Genomic DNA, 21,201 nt, shown 5'->3' with positions numbered 1-21,201 from the left:
CAAAACCTTTCGAACAGTAGCGTTTAACCGGTCCGGGCAGGAATGGCATGCCAGTAAAACATCTCAAGGTTGCGGTTTTACTGGCTGCCTTCAATGGCATGCAGTGGATCGAGGAGCAGTTGGCCTCGATCCTTAGCCAGGAAGGCGTCGACGTTACTATCTACATCAGCATTGACCCCTCAACCGACGGTACCGAAGATTGGTGCGCTGCTTATGCCGTGCAGCATTCCGAGGTCATCGTGTTGCCAATCGCCGGAAGTTTCGGCGGCGCCTCTCGTAACTTCTTTCGATTGATCCGTGATGTCGACTTTGAAGGCTATGACTTTGTCGCTTTCTGCGATCAGGATGACGTCTGGCATTCTGATAAGTTACAGCGTGCGACCCACACACTTTCAGATCTCCAGGTAGATGCCTACTCAAGCAACGTCACGGCTTTTTGGCCGGACGGAAAAGCCTGTGTGCTGGACAAGGCCCAGCCGCAAGTCGAGTGGGATTTTCTATTCGAAGCGGCAGGCCCTGGATGCACCTACGTCTTGAATGAGCGACTGGCGACTTCTATGAAAGGCGCGATGCTCAAAGAATGGCCGCGATTGCAAGGGGTCGGCCTCCACGACTGGTATTGCTATGCGTTCGCTCGCAGTCACGGTTATCGCTGGTATATCGACTCACTACCATCGATGGATTATCGCCAGCACGAAAACAACCAAGTCGGAGCCAATACAGGTTTGGGTTCATTGATATCTCGCTATAAAACCATTCACGATGGCTGGTGGTTCAATCAGGTTCAGTTGATCACCCAACTGGTCGGCCAGGCTGATGAAGCGTTTGTCCGGACCTGGCTACCGTTGGGACGCCGTCAGTTGATCAAATTGTCTTTCAGCGCAAATAAGTGTCGCCGCCGTGCACGTGACAAAGTGTTTTTCTTTTGTATTTGCTGGGCGACCGCATTGTTAGGAAAAAAAGTCAGATGACAGCCCTAAAGGTGTTGGTTACAGGGGCGAGCGGTTTCGTAGGGGAAGCGCTGGTCTTCCGGCTGTTAATCGACAATGCATTTGCGGTCACTGCCGCCGCCCGGGGTGCCACGCGTTTGCATGGCCTCTGCCCGGTGGAGTACTTTGACCTGACCCAGCCGATGATTTTGCCGTGTCTGAACACTGTCCAAGTCGTTATTCATGCCGCTGCCCGCGTGCATGTCATGAATGAGAATGCTGTAGACCCCCTCGCCGAGTTCCGCAAGGTCAATGTGGAAGGGACTCTGCGTCTGGCAAGACAAGCCGCTGCATCAGGAGTCAGGCGTTTTATTTTCATCAGCTCAATCAAGGTGAATGGCGAAAGTACCGAGCTGGGCAGGCCATTCACAGCCGATGATTGCTTGAATCCTTCTGATCCATATGGTTTGTCCAAATACGAAGCGGAAACAGCGCTACAGCAATTGGCGTGTGAAACCGGTATGGAAGTTGTCATCATCCGTCCGCCGCTGATCTATGGACCCGGAGTGAAGGCGAACTTCCTGAATATGCTTAGTTGGCTCGATAAAGGTGTCCCATTACCGCTCGGGGCGATCCGCAATCAGCGGAGCTTAGTCTGCATAGCAAACCTCGTGAGTCTGGTCATCACTTGTATTGATCACCCTGCGGCGGCCAATCAGACTTTTCTGGTGAGCGATGGTGAAGATTTATCCACCACTCAACTGTTGCGTCGCCTTTCCCGCGCGTTAGGCAAGCCAGCCCGACTGCTGCCCTTTCCCGAGGGACTATTGAAGCTAGCAGCCGCAATGTTGGGTAAACAAGTAATCGCCCAGCGCCTGTGCGGATCTCTCCAGGTCGATATCAGTAAAAATCTACATCTATTGGGGTGGGCGCCACCCGTCAACATGGACCGAGCCATGCTTCAGACCGCTGGCTGTTATCAGGAACTACAAACGAAATGACTGTTTGGTGGCTGTTGCTCTTAGTAATTGTTGCTTCCTGGGGATTGACCTTCATTTTGCGGCGCTACGCTTTGGCCAAGAGCTTGATCGACATCCCCAACGAGCGCAGCTCTCATACGGTGCCAACGCCGCGTGGAGGCGGGGTGGCTATTGTTGCATCCTTTCTGTTTGCGCTGCCTGTACTCACCAGCCTCGGCCTGCTCGATCTTGCATCATTTGTTGGACTGTTTGGCTCAGGCTTGCTCGTTGCGGTGATAGGGTTCGCCGATGACCATGGGCACATTGCCGCCAGGTGGCGCTTGCTGGGGCACTTCGTGGCTGCCGCATGGGCACTGTATTGGTTGAATGGTCTTCCCGCAGTTGATTTCTTCGGTATCGCTTTTGATTTAGGTTTGGTCGGAAACGCCCTGGCCGCGGTGTATCTGGTCTGGATGCTCAATCTCTATAACTTTATGGATGGAATTGATGGGTTGGCCAGCGCTGAAGCGATCAGTGCCTGCCTTGCTATGTGCGTAGTATATTGGTTGAGCGGACAAGTGGAACTTATTTGGCTAGCCTTGTTTTTAACAGGAGCAGTTTCGGGATTTACTTATTGGAATATTCCGCCTGCCCGGATATTTATGGGAGACGCAGGGAGCGGATTTCTTGGAATCACTCTCGGAGTATTTGTTCTTCACGCAGCATCAGTCGCCAGCGAGTTACTTTGGAGTTGGATAATAATTCTTGGGGTTTTTATTGTTGACGCCACATTCACGCTAGTTCGGCGGTTAGTGCGCGGAGAGAAAATTTATAACGCGCATAGATCGCATGCATATCAATATGCATCGAGGTTGTTCAAAAGCCACTCGCGGGTAACTTTGGTGGTGGTCGTCGTAAATTTGTTATGGCTGTTACCTTTGGCTTGTTTAGTTGGTGTCGGGAAGCTAGATGGTCCTTTGGGAGTATGCCTGGCTTACGCTCCAATCGTTGGGCTGGTGAAATATTTTAAAGCCGGCGAATCAGATAATAATCAAGCTATCGATTGATTTCTTGAGAGTTATAACGATTAGCCTGACCACAGGAGGTGGATTAACAGGCGAATGACAGGATTTGCGAGCGTTGGCTCGAAATTACATGCAAAGCTTCATTGATTTATGGCTCGCGGAGATAGCGGGTATTCCATCGCACTAGTGCATTAGCCACCGCTCGTACGATTAATCCCCTTCCCCCCCCCCCCCCCCCCCCCCCCCCTATCAAATTTATTAAATACCTTCGATATAAATTTAAGCATGGATGTCGCGTGTTTTTTTGCTTGCGGTCAGTATGTTTAAACGTTTATGGTGGTCAGGGCCTGGCAAGGTCTAGGTCGCTGTGGTAGCTTCAGTTGTACGGGATATATGAACAAACTGTAATAATATAAAAATTAGCAGAGGTTCGGATGGAGCGTCAGCAAAAAATCACTCAGTTTATTTCGTCTGGTGCTAAGGGTATTGAGATCGGTCCGTGGTGTAACCCTCTCACTCCCAAGCGCGCTGGTTACGACTGCACGGTCATAGATGTATTTGATACAACTACACTCCAAGCTCGAGCTCGAGCAGATAAGTCTATTACCCAGGAGCAAGAGAGCATTATCGAAAATGTCGATCTCGTGGGCTCATCTTCTCAAATCGCTGAACTGGTAAAAAGTGTTAATGCGCTGGGGGAGTTTGATTATGTCATCTCATCACATAATTTGGAGCATGTGCCTGATTTAATAAAATTTTTTCAAGGGTGTGAAGAGGTTTTGAAAATCGATGGTGTATTGAGCATGGCCATTCCGGATAGGCGCGGCTGTTTCGATTATTTTCGTCCAAATAGTTCGTTGGCTGACATATTGGAAGCTCATTACACAAATAGAGAACGCCCGAGCGCTGCCCAAATTTTTGAACATTGCTCGCTATACGCTCGGCAAGTGATAGATGGTGTCTCTCATAGTGGATTTCATACTGGTGTGATTGCGACCAATATCGAGCCATTTGAAACGCTCACTGAAACGTTTGATATCTGGAAGGCACGCCTTCTCTCTGATGATAAATTATATATTGATGTTCACTGTTGGACCTTTACTCCATCGTCTTTCGAATTGATCTTTACAGAGCTGAGCTTTTTGGGGTTGACCAAGCTAGAGCTTTTTAAGGTTGAGGCTATCGGTGGTGAGTTTCACGTGCATTTTCGAAATAGAGAAAACATCGCTCGTTGGGATAAAAAAGAATTTTATGAACGGCGTTTGAAGTTGCTACAAAATATCAATGATGAGAATTGCGTGACTTCCCCTCTGTTTCAGCGTTATGTTTCCGAAATTGAGCAACATAATCAGAATAGAGTTGCCGTGGAGGCTCAGCTTCAAGAACATCAGCAGAATCTGGAGTATCAGCGTCTGACACTGGAGAAGCATAAAAATCTAGTTGAACAACAGCTTGAGCGAGTTGAGCATGAGCTATCGAATAGTCAGATGGTGATTGCTGCTTTGAAAAATTCAAGCAGTTGGAAGTTTACTGCGCCGCTGCGTTATGCAATAGGAAAGCTAAGAACTGCTCTGCGAGCACCCGAATAATAATATGGAAAACGCGAAGTGCTCTGAAAAAAAACACTTGTAGCTCATACAGGGATAATTCTACAGGTTCAACCAAAGAACCCCGGCTTCTTCGGGGTACTTTATTTTCGAACAACAACGATTATTTTTCATGCTGTTATGTTATGAGGGAAGAGATAACTTGTTGAGTTTTCATGCGCTATTTTGTGATCGTCTCTCCGTCGTTTGTTAAGAGCTAAGCTGTAAACGCGTAGCCTCAAGTTTTCCATTATGTTAGGTAGGCAAGGTAGAAGTTTCAGAATACAGCTCGAATATATGTATCGGCAGTGCCGCTGCCAGCTACTTGCCGAAGGGCTTTAAGCTTCTAAGCGACAATTCGCAGGAAAGAATTTACTTTGCGTCACTCAACAAAAAATTGGATTTTCCAGTGCAAGGTGTTGAAGTGGTAGAATTACGGCCAAGGCATAAGAACCTGCACAGCGGCAGGAGTGTCTTGCCAGAAATAGGCAATAGCGAGGGTGGCTTAGACAGCGCGAACTCGTCGGATAGGTGTTCACGCCAGTGTCCCACCGTTGAATGGACGTGGGGAACATCGCAGTTTCTTTGCAGGTAACGGCAATCACTCAGAAATAATTGGGTGTTCTATAAACAGGATTAAACTCGTCGGCCATGAAAAACCTCGCGGATCTGATTGATGAAAAACAAACAAACAACAATATGTTGCTAATTAGGCTGCTCGCTGCCTCAGTTGTAATAGTGGGGCACTCTTTCCCGCTTTCTCCAAATCGCTGCCCGGAATGTCAAGACCCCGCGTTTATAGTAGGACTTCCAATTCCTTCACACGGACTTGGAGTCATTGTTTTCTTCATTCTGAGTGGATTTCTGATAACTGCTAGCGCGCAAAAACATTCTGTACTGCAATTCATCAAAGCGAGAGGACTGCGGATTATGCCTGCACTGGCAGTCTGCGTTATGTTTTTGGCGTTCGTTCTAGGTCCATCAATCTCCAACCTACAGTTATCAGAATACTTCTCAAATGACAGGACTTACAGCTATATCACAAACGCCGTAAGCATGGCGCGGACAATTCAAGTTGATCTGCCGGGTATTAAATTCTACGATGGACGTTATGGTGAGGTTGTGAATGGTAGTCTGTGGACCATTCCATTAGAGGTAAGGCTTTATGCTATCGTTTTGATTGTAGCCGTCATCGCTAAAGTCATGAGAGTCAAAATAATTATCCCTCTGACAATTCTCATAATTTGCACAATACTTTTTGATTTGAGCAGTGTAGTACCCAATGAGGATGACTATAGGCTTTCCATATACTTCGCGATAGGTTCCATAGCGTTTATTGCGCGTAGTTACATATTTATGCATTGGACGGTTGCAGTATCCCTTTGCTTAATTTGGTTATTTACAAAGTCAACGGTTGCCAACTCCTCAACCTTTGCAGTGGCGATCAGCTATGCGGTTTTATTATTTGCATATTCAAAAACGATAAGGCTTCCGGGTTTTTTAGGTGATTACTCTTACGGAATTTACCTGTATGCCTTTCCCATCCAACAAGCAGTTTGCTATCTGCTGCCGTCAATTACTCCTTACAAGCTAATGGCGATATCCTTGCCTGCTGCTTGGGTAGCAGGGGTGATTTCCTGGCATTTAATCGAAAAACCGGCGCTGAAGTTTAAGAGCGGCATACAGCTAAGGGGCAGGCACCCCAGTATTTCCAACCAAGCTGATTGACTATACTTGGAGCAGCCGAAAGTGCACGGATAGCTGCATATAAAAATATGCAGCCTAGTAATTACCTTGGCGCGGTTGACGCTCGGATATTCGATAGGGGAGTTGGCAAGAGATTTTCGAGCTTTGCCTGATTATCCTCATCCCGGATCAGCGCTTGAGTCGGCTAATCATCGGCTGAATGGGCAATAGGCGACGTTAAGCGTTGCTTAGTTCGTCGACGCACTAGATTAGGAAGGCTTTACGCTGAACAACCGTCGCGGCAATTGCAGATCGCTGCATGTGCTGCCGACCACCAAAAATACTCCTCAACGTTCTGAACTCTGCTTGGTTCAGGCCAGCACACCGTATTATAAGAAACGCTGAACTGCTTAAATGTAGGGCAAGAGCAGGTTTGCACGCGGTCTACCGGATGTTTGGAATGCAGGTAAAGACTCAAACCATACCTGGTGGTTTACCCTAAGCTTGCATGGAGTATATTTTTCCAGCTAAATACGAAACTCCGCTCACAAAAAGATTGCCCTGTACTTTTTGATACAGGGCAGCGTCAGAATACCGCACCAATCTTCAGACTTTAAACCGTATGCGAGCGTGCTTCGTGTTCTCGTGACTTAGCATTCTGGATTTTTTTAATGGCGTCCAGGAAGTTTACAGCATTGGTTCTCAGAGTTCTGTATGTATTTGTATGTTCATAAGCAGCATCAGATAGCGAAGATATTAAATCTGGTGATGAAATCAGTTTTTCGATTTGCTCCGTCCATTGATCCACTGAATTGTCACACAAAAGTCCTGTGATATTGTTTTGTACCGTATCTGCATAGGCTGGCACGTTTGAATATATACCTGGAATGCCTACAAGCGAGTAGTCAAGAAACTTTATATCCGATTTTGAATCTGAAAATTCAGATTGAAGAAGTGGCGCAATGCCAAAGTCCCATTGCAGATTTTCAGACATCCACTGGCAGAACCGTTCGTAGGGTACATCTTTTTCTGGGACTCGTTTGATTGATACTGGGGCGTCTCCAAAAATCTTCCGAATGGTGTATTCATCACCTATCCCTACGATTTCGAATTCAACATGGGGTGAGAATTTTACTAGAGCACTTTTGATGGCTGCCGAAACAAAAATCAGATCCTCAAGATGGGTGAATGTCCCCATATAGCCAAATTTTATTTTGCTGTCCGCTCTCCGAGCGAGTTTTCTAATAAATAACGTTTCATCCAGTGAGTTTTCAACTACTTGGATATTGGTATTTAGCACAGAGAACATTTTGGCAAGGTTCTGCGTGGAAACTATGATCCCGTGAGCCTCCCGGGCCAACAAGCGGATGATATTTTTCTGGTGGGCGCTAGGCCATTCTCGATCGCCGACGCGTGAGTTCACGTTCAGCAAATCATCGTCGGTTTCGTAAATTATCGTAGTGCCGCGTGCTCTCAGATTGTCGAGCTGCAGCAGTAGTTCAATCGTATTGAACTGGTGCACCCACAACCTTTCGATTATCACAACGTCTACTGAATGCTCGGGAATTTTAATTCCGTAAGTCAGCTCAATGCGATCGCTAATTGAAGGGTGTGATAATGGGCGCAGTAAGCGAATGACGCTACAGCCATGTGGTTCGGCGCCATTCGAGCTTTCGTAAAGGACATGCACTTTGATAGGAGACTCAGGCATCATCACTGTACCTCCGAGGTATCACTGTTGAAAAGAACCGACATCAAGTTGAGAGCAACTTTTTCGGGATAATATTTTGTAATGCCTAAAGAGTTTTTCCCAATAGTGATTCGTCGTTGAGCATCGCGAATAATGTCACATGTCTTTGCAAAACAAACCTCTTCATCAAGGGTGTCAACCAAAACGCCGGTTTCTTGTTCAACGATGACTTCAGAAAGCCCGCCGTTGATTGGTCCAACATTCACCGCGCCACTTGCAGCGGCCTCCATTGCGGTCAGCCCCATTGCCTGAAATGCAGAATAGTCTAAGAATACGTCGGTCGTCCTAAGTAAGCGGGATACTTCGGTAGAATTCAGTTCCCCTAAACACTCGTGTTCAAAGCCATTCGACAAATTTTGATATTCAGAGCTCGAAGCATCAGCGCCAAAAGTTTTTATCGTAATGACGCTACCAAAGGTCGATTTCAATCGGCTAAGTATTCGCATCGTCAGATCTGGAGAGCGACGTGGTGTTGCAGGACGAACCATTGCCGCAATTACAAGTGGCTGACTATTTTTCCGGGATATTGAATCAGGACGGAATTCACTGTCATCAAAATCGGCACCGATCAATGAGCATTCAATGTTTAGACGTTGTTTTAAAATGTTCTGATTCCATTCAGTTTTTGTTACTAGTTTCATTTCATCGATCAATGTATAGCTATTCCATGCGCGCACATATTCCGTTGATCCGTCTGGAAAGAAATCCGGCTCGAAATCCTGAATATAATAAGCCAGCGTTTGTTTACTATCCAGTTTGGATAATGGAAGCAACCATTCAACGGTCAGGTAGAGAGTAGCGATGACGGCATCAAAATGTTTTGAGATATCCATCAGTGCACTAGGTGTGCTTATATAATGAACGGGTACCGTATTGTTCGGGTGATTAGCTTCAAATATTTCCTTGTTTGAGCGTAGGTTTACTATCTGGGCATCCACGCCGTTCTCTATGAGTTTGGATGCCTCCAGTAACACGATGTTTCCGCCACCGCCAGCGGTCCTTGCAGGCAGTACAAACAATACTCTTTTTCCTTGAAAGCATTGCAGGGATTTTCGCGTTTCTATCTTCTCTATAATGAGAGAAGTGCGCTGTCTTATATATTCAAGTGCCGGGTGGTTCGCGGTTATATTTAATTGTTGATCAATTATAGCTTGGCCGTGTTTGTTTGCGAGGTTAACGCCGGCAGCCTTAGAAAGCTCCATTCGTCTTTCATGCGAATAGCTTTTGGATTGAGCGTGATATACATAAGTATCGTCAGCTATTGCTAGTTGCCAATTTGCTTTAGCGGCGCGCAAGCAAAAGTCGTTTTCTTCACCGTAACCACGGCCAAAAACGTCCTCATCGAAAATTCCGATTTCAGTAATCAGTTCGCGTTTTATCAAAAAGCAGAAACCGTTGATGAATCCGACTTTGGGATAGATACGCAAAGATTCTTTGGCTATTTCGTCAGCGTAGCTCTGAATAGTAAGTCCCGGTGGAAGAGGATTGTCCGTCCAGTCGCCATTAACATCAAAAATTTCAGGTACGGACTGCCAAGATGCTGTATTGCTAAGTGGGCCCACAATTCCAATTCTGTCATCGCTATTAACGCAGGCCAGCATCCGTTCCAGCCAGTACGGGGTCACAATAGTATCGCTGTTCAGAAGAACCGAAAAGTCTGCATCCGAGAGTCTTAGGCCGCAGTTAGCTGCTTTAGTGTAGCCCCCGGCTATATTATTTCTATGTAGGACGCAGCCCTGTTTCTTTGCGTAATCGGCTAAAAAATCTTGAGTTTCTTTGGAGCTGCCATCATCTACTACAATCAGTCGGAACGGAGGTAGCGTGTAGCAGTTAATGGACTCCAAGCAGTTTTTAACATCCGCGAGTGCGTTGTGAACACAGACAATGATATCTACTGAAGATGTGTGACGCTGTATTTCGCGTGATTTACTGCGTTCGATATGGGAGGGCGCAACATTAGGCACAGTACTACTTTCCAGTAGGTGTCTAACTCGAGCTCGCAGGCCGCGAATTCCTTCTCTCCGGTAAATGGTGATAGCTTTCTTGGTGAGTGTTGCAGGAGAACCAAAGTGCAGGCGTGCGATTGATAGCGCTTTTCCAAGTTGGCTCACTCGATATAACTGATTACGAACGGCGCGCAGAGGGCGAGTAAGTCTCCAAGAGCTGCTTGCTAGCAGTCCGTCGACACGAGATTCGGAGATGAATAGTAGTCGCTCCGCAGCTTTGAGGTCTTGCAGAGCAGTTTTGAGGTCTTGCAGCGCAGTTTTGAGCTGGCGGCCAAGCTCCTCGTTCTCTTTGCCCAGAGCCAATGATATTTCCAAGATTTTTTGGTTTGCAGTTATCAGGTCTTGCTTGGTGTCACGAAGATCTGTGGCATGACGTTCGATTACCCCATTGAACTCCAGCAACTTTTTATTGAGATTTTCTACGACTTGGTTACGTTCATCGAGATTTTTCTGTAGGGTATCGATCCGCTGGGCGTTGACTTCAGTTTCTATCATGTCTTTTATTGATTCTTTGCGTGTCGAAATTTGGCTGTTAGGTGAGAAAGAGCTAATGTGGTAATTTATTATTTGTGCTTCGTCTTTGCATCGAATACGAAATCTTAGATAGCTGAAGTCGAACCCAAGTTTCGCGGGGACTAAGTAGGAAAACAAGTAGAAAACTAATCTGTCAGCCTGTTCTTCAGATGAGTTTACTTCTGTAATGAATTTATACGAACACTCGCCGAGTACTTTTACAGGTTTAGACTGTAAAATAGCCTCGAGTCCAACGCTCGAATTTATTGTTATGATGCTTTCGCATTTTTGTATAAATTTTATACTGTTGTCCGAATCGTCGACTGCATATCCATTAGGTTTCACTTGGAATAAGCTGCCCGGATGGCTGCGGACTAGTAAAGCACTGGAAGGGGCATTCAACTGAGCATACGAAAGTACAGCTCGGTTGTCGAAACCGTTCCCAAAAGCAATGAGGTTAGAATCGTCTTCTACTTGAAGGACAACGCCTGCTTCAAATTTCTTTCCATTATATGATTCTGAGGACGGTAACTGTTGAGCTGTTGAAAAATAATTAAATAGCTCGCGTGCAGAAAGTTTTGTATTAATTGGCGTTTCAAGTGATTCATAACGGCGTCTTGCTTCAGTGTTACCGTTGACACCGCTGAAATCTACATACATTGTTGGCTGATAGTCAGGGTAACGTAGTGGTCCAAGCTCAAGATGTAATACAGGAATGCCGAATCGCTGCGCTGCTGTCAAAAGAGATGGGCAATTACACCAGGTGATGATTGATTCAATAGTTTCAGTTGTGGATTGCAAAAAATCTTCAATTTCTGACGTGAGGTCGGGGATCGAGTTGGTCAGAAGTTGTTCAAAAGTTGCGCTAGGGTTTCCGTTGTTGTTCAATAAAAGTTTATTGAATAACTCGGGTGATAGTAGGCGAAGGTCATGTTTAGATACGACATCATTGGTCGGAATCGTATAGCCTAATCTCTCTTGCGAACTCTCCAGAAACTCCCAGCGATCAGCCGTTGTGTTGTTGGTGCGATCAGGTAGGTATTCTTCGCCTATGATGAACATGACTTTCTCATCGGCGACTGTGAGCAGTTTGTAAAATACCCACAGATAGGGCGCTGGGACGCCTCTAAATGCGTAAGGCGGAAGAAAGGCTGCAATCATTTTTCTACTCCTTGTAGAACTTTGATTGGAGCGAAGACAACGCCTACTTGATTGCGCGCAGACCAAAACTTAATTTGCTCCATGGGCCGGCGTTGATCAAGCTCTTCGCGTTCGCCATTAACATTGCAAGAAAGTCCACAATGCACTAGATACTCTCCAGGGCTTATAGGCAGTTTGACTTGGTATTCAAAAAATTGGGTTCCGGTCTTCAGGTGAAGAGGTTGCGACGCATTAAGGTTGTTATCCCCCCAAACATCACTCCCTTGAGCTTTGGAAAGTGAGATTCCCAGTATCACATCATTGATATCTTCGGATGACGTAACTTCTAGTCTGAAAGTTATTTCTTCCCCGCATCGTATCACCGGGCTTTCATTGAAATAGCTACCATCAGATTTGATAATTTCGAGTTTGCGAATAATCGCGCGAGCTGTCCCGAAACGTTTTTCATTAAAGTTTATATTCTGCTCGGAATGTTGCAGGTTTTTTAAATCTAAATTGTCGTGAGCCAAGTCGTCGGGTCGCTTTTTTCTTTCAGTTTCAACAGCGACTTGGGACTTTAGCATACCTTTTTCATATGCAAGTACGGCAGCTAATACATCAGTTGTGTCGATGCTGATTTTTCCACGATCCACAACGATGCAACGATCTGCATACTCCAGAATACTTCCAGTAGAGTGAGTTACCATGATTATGGTTACGCCCCTCTTTTTAAGCAACTCCATTCGTTTGAAGCATTTATACTGGAATCCGATGTCGCCTACTGAAAGTGCTTCATCGACGATGAGGATTTCGGGGTCAACGCAAGCCTGGACGGCGAAAGCCAACCTTACATACATTCCGCTTGAATATGACTTTACCGGTTGATCGATAAAGTCTCCTATGTCAGCAAACTTTTCGATCTCATCAAAACGATTATCGATTTCGGTTTTTGACAAACCAAGAACACTACCATTCAGATAAACGTTTTCTCGTCCAGTAAAATCAGGGTTGAATCCTGCGCCCAGTTCTAATAGCGCAGCAATTCGTCCACGCACTACTACGTCGCCGGTAGATGCGGATAAAGTGCCACATATGATCTGTAATAGTGTGGATTTGCCCGCCCCATTGCGGCCGATAATACCTATGGTCTCACCACGTTTTATGTCAAATGAGAGATCTTGTAGAGCCCAGAATTCTCTGTAGTATTTTTTTTTGGATGAGCTGAATCGAGGAAGCAAGAACTGCTTTAGTCTGTCCCTAGGGGTATCATAAATCTGAAAGCATTTGCTCAGATTTTTTACACTGACAACTGTTTCAGAGCACATCAGAGAACCCCTTGCGCGTTTTTTGGAACCAGGCGAACCCAAGCATTAAAATGATTAACGAGATGATCATTGAAATTCCTAGCATTCTCCAGTCTGGTAAATTCCCATAGATGAGTATCGTTCTGGACTGCTCGATGGCAGAAGTTAAAGGATTGAGTAGAAATAATCCTTGGTATTCTTTCGGTAGAGAAGAAAGAGGATAAAAAATCGGAGAGAGGAACATAAGAGCAGTGGTCAGGATGCCAATAATCTGGGAAACGTCCCTGAGATAGACGCCCATAGAAGCCAGGAACCATGAAAGTCCAAGTGTCATAAATACGAGCGGAAGCAATACCACGGGCAGGAGCAGGCTGGTCACCGGGGGTAGACCCAGAACGGCTATATGGAATAATAACCAGACGATAAGGCTAATGAACAGATGGAACAGGGCCGCGCCCATAGAGATTATTGGAAGTATCTCAAGAGGAAAGACAATTTTTTTCACATAATTGGCATTATGCAGGATGGTGCTTGGAGCCCGTGTAAAGCACTCGGCAAACATGTTGAAGATAATAAGGCCTGAAAATAGAATTAGTGCAAATTCACCTTTGGAGCTCTCGGTATTGTTCCAGCGTGCTTTGAATACTACGCTGAATACGAATGTGTAAACTGTTAACATCAAAATCGGGTTAAAAAACGACCAGAAAGTGCCCAGGAATGATCCCTTGTATTTTCCGGCAACTTCACGTTTTATAAGTTCGTAGATCAGCCCCAAGTGCCTCCAGGCACTTTTCGGTATTTCCAGCGGGTTTGAACTATACGATCGCATTAATTTGATATCTCCGTTATGCAAACTTTTTCGGTATGGTATTTTTTACAGTTTCATGTCGGAATAAGCAGGGGCTTCAGGGAATTCTTTCAGTAGGTTTATACCGGCGTCCATGATCAACATGATCTAACTCGTTTGGGTAGCGCTTTTAACGGCATGAGGAAACCGTTCTGCAGTAAAGACATCAAAGTTTTTACGTAAAGGGAAAAGCTGAGATAGCGCTTCAGGGCGTGGGAATTTGTCTTTGAGGGAAATGAAAATGATGCCTTCACTCTCATACACAGCTGATCCCGACCAGATTGCGTAATGGAGGTCACACCACCTCGGCTCATCTTGATACCTCAATCTCTCGTGCTCTGATCTGGTCAGTGCTGAAGCGAGGATGGCGATGGCAACGACATCCGATTTCCCGGCATTCAAACACTTTACGTGGGTCTAGAAGTTTACCGGCTGTGTTTTGCCATGATTGTCTTCCACTCAAGTGGCCTTCCATGCGATTTTCAACAAGCGCAGAATCCTGCGGCACTCATATCAGTGACTGTGGACATTTGATCCCTGCCGTCCGCAGCGTAACCTTATCATATGTGAGGTCTGGGGGCATCCGTGTCTGCTGACGCAAATCTTGACTAGCGCCTTTGCAGGCTTAGCCAGGAGGCGCAGGAGGGAGATTAGATTCTGTTCAGACATGCAGCTATCAAAAGGCTGACGTTGCCCTGTGGCGTCTGACGGTAGACCCCGGATTTTTTCATCAATCGAAGCCTTTCCAATAAACGGCTCTGTCTAGCAGTCTTAAAGCTGTCAAGACTGGATCGGCTCTCCGTTGTCAGGCTTGACTCAAAGCTCTCGAGAATCCGCAGGTTTTGATCGCTCCATTCCCTAAATCGGCCTGAACACATTTTGGCTAACCGAATGAGTCGCTGTTTAATCCCCGCATTCGCACCTATCAAGTTGCCGCTGTGTTGGCGGTAATCGAGGGTAGGAAGCGGATCGTATACAACTCGACCGCCACAACCGGTGACAAGAAGGTAGGTCAACCAATCGTGCGCAGCGATTCTCATATTTTTTGGCGTCTGGGCAAGCAATGCTCGTGCTTGAGCGTTGATCAACATCGTATTGGCTCCCGCGATACTTTGTACCAGAGCGTTACGGAAATGTGGTGGTGCCGAGAATAATGGGGAAAAGCCCAGAATCCGTTTGTCAGCAGAAATTAGTCGAGTTCTGGAACAGTAGAGTGCAGGAGTCTCTGTGGCACTGCTCAATTGGGCAATGCCGCGCGCTAACCTGTCCTCGAACCAGATGTCGTCTTGATCACTGAACGCGAAATAGTCAGCAGTGATCGACTCGTTTTGAATGAGTGAAAGAAAATTTTTGGCAAAACCATCATTTGGCCCCTGCAGAATGACCAGACGATCCTCTCCGAGTGTTCGCTGCAAAGTCCAAAGCAAATCTAGCGTTTCGTCATTCGAACCATCGTCCGAGGCGTAGATGACCCAGTCTCTATGGGTTTGCCGAAGGAATGAGTGCAGTTGCTCGTTCAAGAACTCAGCGCCATTGTAAGTGCAGAGTAATATTGCGACTCTCGCATCGACCTGAGCTTTGGCGTCTCCTTGGTTGAATGGGGGACTTGTCCTGTAGGGAGGCTGCGTGTTCATTTTAATCTCAAAACATTACCGGGTGATTCAACCCCAGTAGAGGAACCAAATGTGTAACTTCCATGTCTCGACAGCAAGCGTGCAATGACTTGCTACCGTTTGAGTCGCGGTGGAGGGGCACACAACGTTTTGCGCAATCTTGGATGTTGGCGAGTCTGCATTTTAGAGGGATTTACACAAAATGTCTGTCTGGAATCTGATTCGGATCATAGCTGGTACTCGCCTTTGACTGTATTCCTGTTGACCCTGGGGGATTCAGCGTTGGACCATTGAATTGGTGTCGCTGTTGATATTCTGATCGCGTCCCCGTCCAGAGTTGACCTTAAGGCGTTCCGGGGCGCTGTCCCACGGGTAAACTCCTGTTCCAAGCAAGCCCTTACCGGTACAATGCGGTCGCATTCACGTGAGAGGACGAGCCACGGTGTTCGATGATGTTATGGAGAGACTGAGAACCTTATTGCTTGGTCTGCCGCGTCGGAAAAAGCGACTTATTCAGGTCACTACCGACGTGGTACTGGTGTGGGTCGCGCTTTGGCTCGCATTCATCGTCCGGCTTGGTATTGATGATATGTATAACCCGCTCAGAGCTCACTTCTGGCTCTTTGCGTTCGCTCCTATTATTGGTATTCCTCTTTTTATTCGTTTCGGTATGTACCGCGCGGTCATGCGCTACTTCGGCAATGACGCGCTCATTGCCATCATCAAAGCTGTCAGCCTGTCATCGCTGATCCTTGCGGTGGTTGTGTACTGGTACAGCAACCACCAAGCTGTAGTCCCTCGCTCCATCATCTTCAACTACTGGTGGCTCAGCCTCGTCATCATCGGTGGTCTTCGCCTGTGCATGCGCCAATACTTTATGGGCGACTGGTTCACCGCCGCCCAACACGTGCCTTTCACCAACCGAGACGATGGTCTCACCAAAGTCGCCATTTATGGTGCCGGCGTCGCCGGAAACCAGTTGGTAGCCGCGCTGCGCATGGGACGCGTACTACGCCCGGTGGCATTCCTCGACGATGATCCGGGCATATCGGATCGTTCGATCTCCGGCCTGCAGGTCTATAAACCCAAACACATCCAGCAAATGATCGACGTGACCGGTGCTCAGGAAATCTTGCTCGCACTACCTTCCTCGACTCGTGCGCGCCGTCGGGAAATTCTAAATCTTCTGGAAGGTTTTCCCCTCCATGTGCGCAGTGTTCCCAACTTCACTGATCTGGCCAGCGGCCGCGTGAAAGTCGAAGATATTCAGGAGGTCGACATCGCTGACCTGCTAGGTCGTGATTCGGTACCGGCTCAGTCAGATTTGCTGGAGCGGTGTATCAAGGGCAAGACTGTGATGGTTACCGGTGCAGGAGGCTCCATCGGTTCTGAATTGTGCCGGCAGATCTTTTCCTTGCAGCCGACCACTCTGTTGCTTTTCGAACACAGTGAATTCAACCTCTACAGCATTCTTTCCGAGCTGGAGCAGAGGAGTTCTCGAGAGTCGATACCTGCTCGGTTGCTGCCAATACTCGGTTCAATTCGGCATCCGGACAAGCTGTTGGATGTGATGAAAACCTGGCGAGTCGACACTGTTTATCATGCTGCAGCTTACAAGCACGTGCCCATGGTCGAGCACAACATCGCTGAAGGTGTGCTAAATAATGTGATCGGTACGCTCAATACTGCTCAGGCCGCGCTGCAGTCTGGGGTATCGAACTTTGTGCTGATCTCTACCGACAAGGCCGTCCGTCCGACCAATGTCATGGGTAGCACTAAACGTATGGCCGAGTTGACTTTGCAGGCTTTGAGCCGCGAGGTTGCGCCTGTGCTGTTTGGCGACAAGTCCAATGTTTCCCGGGTCAACAAAACCCGTTTCACCATGGTGCGGTTCGGCAATGTACTGGGTTCGTCCGGCTCTGTGATTCCGCTGTTCCACAGTCAGATCAAGTCCGGTGGACCGCTGACGGTGACGCATCCGAAGATCACTCGCTATTTCATGACCATCCCCGAAGCCGCGCAGTTGGTCATTCAGGCAGGCTCAATGGGGCAGGGCGGCGATGTGTTCGTTCTCGATATGGGCGAGCCGGTGCGGATTGTGGAATTGGCAGAGAAGATGATCCATCTGTCAGGTTTGAGTATTCGTTCCGAGCGTAATCCTCAAGGCGACATATCCATCGAGTTCACCGGATTGCGGCCGGGTGAAAAGCTCTACGAAGAGCTTTTGATCGGTGACAACGTGGCGGCGACGTCTCATCCGATGATCATGTCCGCCAATGAAGATCACTTGCCTTGGGATGTATTGAAGGGCAGGTTGAGCGAACTGCTGAACGCGGTCGAAGAAGATGACTATTCCCGAGTGCGCCAACTCCTCCGCGAAACCGTCAGCGGTTACACCCCCGACGGCGAAATCGTCGACTGGATCTACCAGCAGCGTCGTCTCGAACCCTGATTGTTTCACATTCTGTAACGCACGCATTTTTGACATCCTTCCACCATGACCTAAGTTTGGAGAGCAGCTTCGGAAAAGCTGCTTTCTCAAACGATGATGGAGCGTCACTAATGCGTACCGGTTACTTCTATTCTCTGATTTTTGCTTTCCTCACCAGCGCCTCGATCGCCGCTATTGCCGCACCTGTTGCGCCAGCGGAGTCGCCTAAAGCGCCTTTGGTCATGGATACAGCGGCACCTTCCCAAAGCGCAAAAGTCGATCTCAACGGTGCCGACGCGGCGACGCTGCAAAAGGAACTGGCTGGAGTCGGTGAGGCCAAGGCCAAAGCGATTGTTACGTATCGTGAAACAAACGGGCCGTTTGCGTCGGTCGATGAATTGCTGGAAGTGAAGGGTATTGGCAAGGCGATCCTGGATCGCAATCGCGACAAGCTGGAAGTCAACTAAGCTGATAGTTCTGCGCCAAGGGGCCGGTCATTGACCGGCCTTTTTTGTTTGATGCAGTCCACGGCACGTGATTGCGGTGAAGACGTTACTCATCGGAGGACTGAAAATTATGGCTATCATATTGCTTGGAGATTATGCCTATAATAATTTGCCGGATCGTTGAGCTGACATGACTCAATGACACGTTTCCATCAAGCATTCCTGGAGCATTCAAATGAATTCCGCACAATCCAAAGGTACCGCTCTCGTCACCGGCGCTTCGTCGGGTATTGGTGCGATCTACGCTCAACGCCTCGCGGCGCGTGGTTTTGATCTGCTGCTGGTTGCCCGTGACAAGGATCGTCTGGAGAGTGCTGCGAGCCAGTTGCGTGATGCCCATGGCGTTCAGGTTGAAGTGCTCAAGGCCGATCTCACGCAAAAGGATGACGTACTCAAACTCGAACAACGCCTGCGCAGCGATTCCAGCATCAGCTTGCTGGTCAATAACGCCGGTGTGGCGTCGGACGGATTGCTGGCCAACGCCGACATGGACCAGTTGGAGCGCCTGATCCAGTTGAACATCACCGCCGTCACACGCCTGGCTTCGGCGGCCGCCGCCAGTTTCGCCAAGGCGGGACGTGGCACGATCATCAATATCGCCTCGGTGGTGGCGTTGTTTCCGGAGCGCTTCAACGCCACCTACAGCGCCAGCAAAGCTTATGTACTGAGCCTGACGCAGTCGCTGAACACTGAACTCGAAGGCACCGGCGTGCAGATCCAGGCCGTGCTGCCGGGCGTGACTCGCACCGAAATCTGGGAGCGCTCCGGTATTGACGCCAGTGGCATTCCGGCAGAAATGGTCATGGACGCAGGCGAGATGGTCGATGCGGCGCTGGCCGGTCTTGATCAGGGCGAGTTGATCACCATTCCTTCGCTGCCTGATGCAGGCGAGTGGCACGCCTTTGTTGCGGCTCGCCATGTCATGGCGCCGAACCTTTCCCGCAGTTCCGCAGCCCAACGCTACAAGTCCGGCAATTGAATTGATCAGAGGTCACCACGGTATGGATTCGCGTCGAATAGTCGTCACGGGCATGGGCCTGGTTTCACCCTTGGGCAGCGATCTCGAAGTCGTATGGCAGCGTTTGCTGGCCGGGCGTTCCGGTCTGCGCAACCTGCCTGAAGCAGTGGTTGCTGATTTGCCGACACGAGTCGGCGGCGCGGTGCCGACACTGGAAGAGGACGCTGAGGCAGGTTTCGATCCGGATCGCGCCACGCCACCCAAAGAACAGAAGAAAATGGACCGCTTCATTCTGTTCGCCATGGAGGCTGCCCGGCAGGCGCTGGAGCAGGCTGACTGGCACCCATCTGAAAGCAAAAGCCAGGAGCGTACCGCGACAATCATCGGCTCCGGTGTCGGTGGTTTCGGCGCGATTGCCGACGCTGTGCGCACGACCGACAGTCGCGGTCCTCGGCGTTTGTCACCGTTTACCATTCCGTCTTTTCTGGTCAATCTCGCGGCAGGCCACGTGTCCATTCAACACGGCCTCAAAGGTCCTTTGGGCGCACCAGTGACAGCGTGTGCTGCGGGCGTTCAGGCGATTGGCGACGCGGCGCGATTGATCCGTGCGGGCGAAGCGGATATTGCCGTGTGTGGCGGCGCGGAAGCTTGCATCGACCGCGTCAGTCTCGCCGGTTTTGCGGCAGCACGTGCACTGTCGAGCGGTTACAACGACACCCCCGAGCGCGCGTCTCGACCGTTCGACAGCGGTCGTGACGGTTTCGTGATGGGCGAGGGCGCTGGCCTGTTAGTGATCGAATCCCTGGAGCATGCCTTGGCCCGAGGCGCGAAGCCGTTGGCGGAACTGGTCGGCTACGGCACCACGGCCGATGCCTACCACCTGACCGCCGGGCCGGAAGACGGCAGTGGTGCGCGGCGGGCGATGACGCTGGCACTGGCGCAGGCAGGTATCGAGCCGGATCAGGTGCAGCACCTCAACGCTCACGCAACCTCGACCCCGGTGGGCGATCTCGGCGAACTGGCGGCGATCAAAGCGTTGTTCGGTACGCAGAATAAAATCGCCGTGACCTCGACCAAGTCCGCCACTGGGCATTTGCTCGGCGCTGCCGGCGGGCTTGAAGCGATCTTCACGCTGCTCGCGATTCGTGATCAGGTGGTACCGCCGACGCTGAATTTCGACAATCCGGATCCAGCGAGCGCAGGCGTGGATATTGTCCATGGCCAGGCGCGGCAAATGTCGATCGAATATGCACTGTCCAACGGTTTCGGGTTCGGCGGGGTCAATGCCAGCGTGTTGTTCAAACGCTGGCAGGTTTAGTCGCGGTTCTTGAGGTGATCGCGGGTGACATCGAGGATGCGTTGCGCAAACTCGGCATCCGCGACGCTGCGTGACAGCAGCAGCGCACCGACCAGTGTCGACATGATGACGATGGCGCGGTCAGCGCTGTTTTCGCCTTCGAGGCTGTTCTCGATCTGCTCCAGTCGTGCATTGAGGACCACGTCACTGGTGGGACTGGGTTGGCCGCGCAGGCCCAGCTCCGAAGAAATGGTCAGTAACGGGCAGCCTTCATGGGGCGACGTTTGATGCCATTCGGACAGGTACGTCTCGATGAAGGCATCAAGCGGATTATCCTGGGAAAAAATCTCGGCACATAACCCGTCGACCTGATTGCCGGCCTCTTGCAAAGCCTTCTCCACCAACTCGTCCTTGGATTTGAAATGTGAGTAGAAACCGCCATGGGTCAGACCCAGCGCTTTCATTAGGGGTTGCAGACCGGTAGCGCCGATTCCGTCCTTGCGAAAGCGTGCCGAAGCCTCCTTGATGATGCGCTGATGGGTCTGGGCTTTATGGTCCTGCGAATAACGCATCTGGAACTCTCCGCAACAATATCCCCATCTTAACCAAGGAAAATTAGATGGTGACTGTACTTCTACTTCTTAAAAGCGT

At 49.0% G+C, this 21,201-nt stretch carries 15 protein-coding genes; 9 read left to right on the top strand and 6 right to left on the bottom strand.

The features are described from left to right. The first annotated feature begins 47 nt into the window (after positions 1-47). The 5 genes from ACRRSD_RS06910 to ACRRSD_RS06890 all read left to right on the top strand — a co-directional run bounded on the left by ACRRSD_RS06910 (position 48) and on the right by ACRRSD_RS06890 (position 6,227). Positions 48-971: a glycosyltransferase gene (locus tag ACRRSD_RS06910; RefSeq protein WP_435037604.1), complete on the top strand. Its 924-nt coding sequence runs from the start codon at positions 48-50 to the stop codon at positions 969-971. Then, on the top strand, positions 968-1,930 hold the full coding sequence (locus tag ACRRSD_RS06905; RefSeq protein ID WP_435037603.1) for a UDP-glucose 4-epimerase family protein: 963 nt from the start codon (positions 968-970) through the stop codon (positions 1,928-1,930). Before ACRRSD_RS06910 ends, ACRRSD_RS06905 begins: the two co-directional genes overlap by 4 nt. After that, a complete protein-coding gene (locus ACRRSD_RS06900) occupies positions 1,927-2,955 on the top strand; it encodes an MraY family glycosyltransferase (RefSeq protein ID WP_435037602.1) in 1,029 nt (342 codons plus the stop codon). The genes ACRRSD_RS06905 and ACRRSD_RS06900 overlap by 4 nt, the downstream gene beginning before the upstream one ends. A 392-nt stretch (positions 2,956-3,347) precedes the next feature. Next, complete coding sequence (locus tag ACRRSD_RS06895) at positions 3,348-4,502, top strand: class I SAM-dependent methyltransferase (protein WP_435037601.1); 1,155 nt, start codon at positions 3,348-3,350, stop codon at positions 4,500-4,502. Positions 4,503-5,150: 648 nt separating this feature from the next. Next, positions 5,151-6,227, top strand: coding sequence for an acyltransferase family protein (locus ACRRSD_RS06890; protein WP_435037600.1), 1,077 nt, complete (start codon positions 5,151-5,153; stop codon positions 6,225-6,227). A gap of 571 nt (positions 6,228-6,798) precedes the next feature. Here the strand turns inward: ACRRSD_RS06890 and ACRRSD_RS06885 are convergent. The 5 genes from ACRRSD_RS06885 to ACRRSD_RS06865 all read right to left on the bottom strand — a co-directional run bounded on the left by ACRRSD_RS06885 (position 6,799) and on the right by ACRRSD_RS06865 (position 15,379). Then, positions 6,799-7,896 carry a hypothetical protein gene (locus ACRRSD_RS06885; protein ID WP_435037599.1) on the bottom strand — a complete coding sequence of 366 codons (1,098 nt, stop codon included), beginning with the start codon at positions 7,894-7,896 and terminating at the stop codon, positions 6,799-6,801. Positions 7,897-7,898: 2 nt separating this feature from the next. Continuing rightward, positions 7,899-11,615 (bottom strand): GT99 family glycosyltransferase N-terminal domain-containing protein, encoded by a 3,717-nt coding sequence (locus ACRRSD_RS06880; protein WP_435037598.1) that lies wholly within the window; start codon positions 11,613-11,615, stop codon positions 7,899-7,901. After that, positions 11,612-12,919 carry an ABC transporter ATP-binding protein gene (locus ACRRSD_RS06875; protein ID WP_435037597.1) on the bottom strand — a complete coding sequence of 436 codons (1,308 nt, stop codon included), beginning with the start codon at positions 12,917-12,919 and terminating at the stop codon, positions 11,612-11,614. The genes ACRRSD_RS06880 and ACRRSD_RS06875 overlap by 4 nt, the downstream gene beginning before the upstream one ends. Next, positions 12,909-13,727: an ABC transporter permease gene (locus ACRRSD_RS06870; RefSeq protein ID WP_435037596.1), complete on the bottom strand. Its 819-nt coding sequence runs from the start codon at positions 13,725-13,727 to the stop codon at positions 12,909-12,911. The genes ACRRSD_RS06875 and ACRRSD_RS06870 overlap by 11 nt, the downstream gene beginning before the upstream one ends. A 668-nt stretch (positions 13,728-14,395) precedes the next feature. Continuing rightward, entirely contained in the window at positions 14,396-15,379 is a 984-nt protein-coding gene (locus ACRRSD_RS06865; RefSeq protein WP_435037595.1) for a glycosyltransferase family 2 protein, read from the bottom strand. 436 nt (positions 15,380-15,815) lie between these two features. Between ACRRSD_RS06865 and ACRRSD_RS06860 the strand changes: the two genes are divergently transcribed. The 4 genes from ACRRSD_RS06860 to fabF all read left to right on the top strand — a co-directional run bounded on the left by ACRRSD_RS06860 (position 15,816) and on the right by fabF (position 20,571). Beyond that, a complete protein-coding gene (locus ACRRSD_RS06860) occupies positions 15,816-17,810 on the top strand; it encodes a polysaccharide biosynthesis protein (RefSeq protein WP_435038479.1) in 1,995 nt (664 codons plus the stop codon). A 110-nt stretch (positions 17,811-17,920) separates the two neighbouring features. Continuing rightward, entirely contained in the window at positions 17,921-18,256 is a 336-nt protein-coding gene (locus tag ACRRSD_RS06855; RefSeq protein WP_435037594.1) for a ComEA family DNA-binding protein, read from the top strand. A 214-nt stretch (positions 18,257-18,470) separates the two neighbouring features. Then, complete coding sequence (locus ACRRSD_RS06850) at positions 18,471-19,274, top strand: SDR family NAD(P)-dependent oxidoreductase (RefSeq protein WP_212621346.1); 804 nt, start codon at positions 18,471-18,473, stop codon at positions 19,272-19,274. Between the two features lie 22 nt (positions 19,275-19,296). Further along, positions 19,297-20,571, top strand: coding sequence for a beta-ketoacyl-ACP synthase II (gene fabF, locus ACRRSD_RS06845; RefSeq protein ID WP_435037593.1), 1,275 nt, complete (start codon positions 19,297-19,299; stop codon positions 20,569-20,571). Here fabF and ACRRSD_RS06840 read toward each other — a convergent pair. Next, entirely contained in the window at positions 20,568-21,122 is a 555-nt protein-coding gene (locus tag ACRRSD_RS06840; protein ID WP_038364332.1) for a TetR/AcrR family transcriptional regulator, read from the bottom strand. The genes fabF and ACRRSD_RS06840 overlap by 4 nt on opposite strands. Between the last annotated feature and the right edge of the window lie 79 nt (positions 21,123-21,201).

It is taken from the genome of Pseudomonas neuropathica, from assembly GCF_051174785.1.
Classification (GTDB): domain Bacteria; phylum Pseudomonadota; class Gammaproteobacteria; order Pseudomonadales; family Pseudomonadaceae; genus Aquipseudomonas; species Aquipseudomonas neuropathica_A.
Note: the sequence above shows the minus strand (reverse complement) of the source record. Positions and strands in the feature narration are given on the sequence as shown.

Coding starts and splice junctions, on each gene's coding strand:
- ACRRSD_RS06910 (WP_435037604.1), top strand. CDS start 48: ATGCCAGTAAAACATCTCAAGGTTGCGGTTTTACTGGCTGCCTTCAAT.
- ACRRSD_RS06905 (WP_435037603.1), top strand. CDS start 968: ATGACAGCCCTAAAGGTGTTGGTTACAGGGGCGAGCGGTTTCGTAGGG.
- ACRRSD_RS06900 (WP_435037602.1), top strand. CDS start 1,927: ATGACTGTTTGGTGGCTGTTGCTCTTAGTAATTGTTGCTTCCTGGGGA.
- ACRRSD_RS06895 (WP_435037601.1), top strand. CDS start 3,348: ATGGAGCGTCAGCAAAAAATCACTCAGTTTATTTCGTCTGGTGCTAAG.
- ACRRSD_RS06890 (WP_435037600.1), top strand. CDS start 5,151: ATGAAAAACCTCGCGGATCTGATTGATGAAAAACAAACAAACAACAAT.
- ACRRSD_RS06885 (WP_435037599.1), bottom strand. CDS start 7,896: ATGCCTGAGTCTCCTATCAAAGTGCATGTCCTTTACGAAAGCTCGAAT.
- ACRRSD_RS06880 (WP_435037598.1), bottom strand. CDS start 11,615: ATGATTGCAGCCTTTCTTCCGCCTTACGCATTTAGAGGCGTCCCAGCG.
- ACRRSD_RS06875 (WP_435037597.1), bottom strand. CDS start 12,919: ATGTGCTCTGAAACAGTTGTCAGTGTAAAAAATCTGAGCAAATGCTTT.
- ACRRSD_RS06870 (WP_435037596.1), bottom strand. CDS start 13,727: ATGCGATCGTATAGTTCAAACCCGCTGGAAATACCGAAAAGTGCCTGG.
- ACRRSD_RS06865 (WP_435037595.1), bottom strand. CDS start 15,379: ATGAACACGCAGCCTCCCTACAGGACAAGTCCCCCATTCAACCAAGGA.
- ACRRSD_RS06860 (WP_435038479.1), top strand. CDS start 15,816: ATGGAGAGACTGAGAACCTTATTGCTTGGTCTGCCGCGTCGGAAAAAG.
- ACRRSD_RS06855 (WP_435037594.1), top strand. CDS start 17,921: ATGCGTACCGGTTACTTCTATTCTCTGATTTTTGCTTTCCTCACCAGC.
- ACRRSD_RS06850 (WP_212621346.1), top strand. CDS start 18,471: ATGAATTCCGCACAATCCAAAGGTACCGCTCTCGTCACCGGCGCTTCG.
- fabF (WP_435037593.1), top strand. CDS start 19,297: ATGGATTCGCGTCGAATAGTCGTCACGGGCATGGGCCTGGTTTCACCC.
- ACRRSD_RS06840 (WP_038364332.1), bottom strand. CDS start 21,122: ATGCGTTATTCGCAGGACCATAAAGCCCAGACCCATCAGCGCATCATC.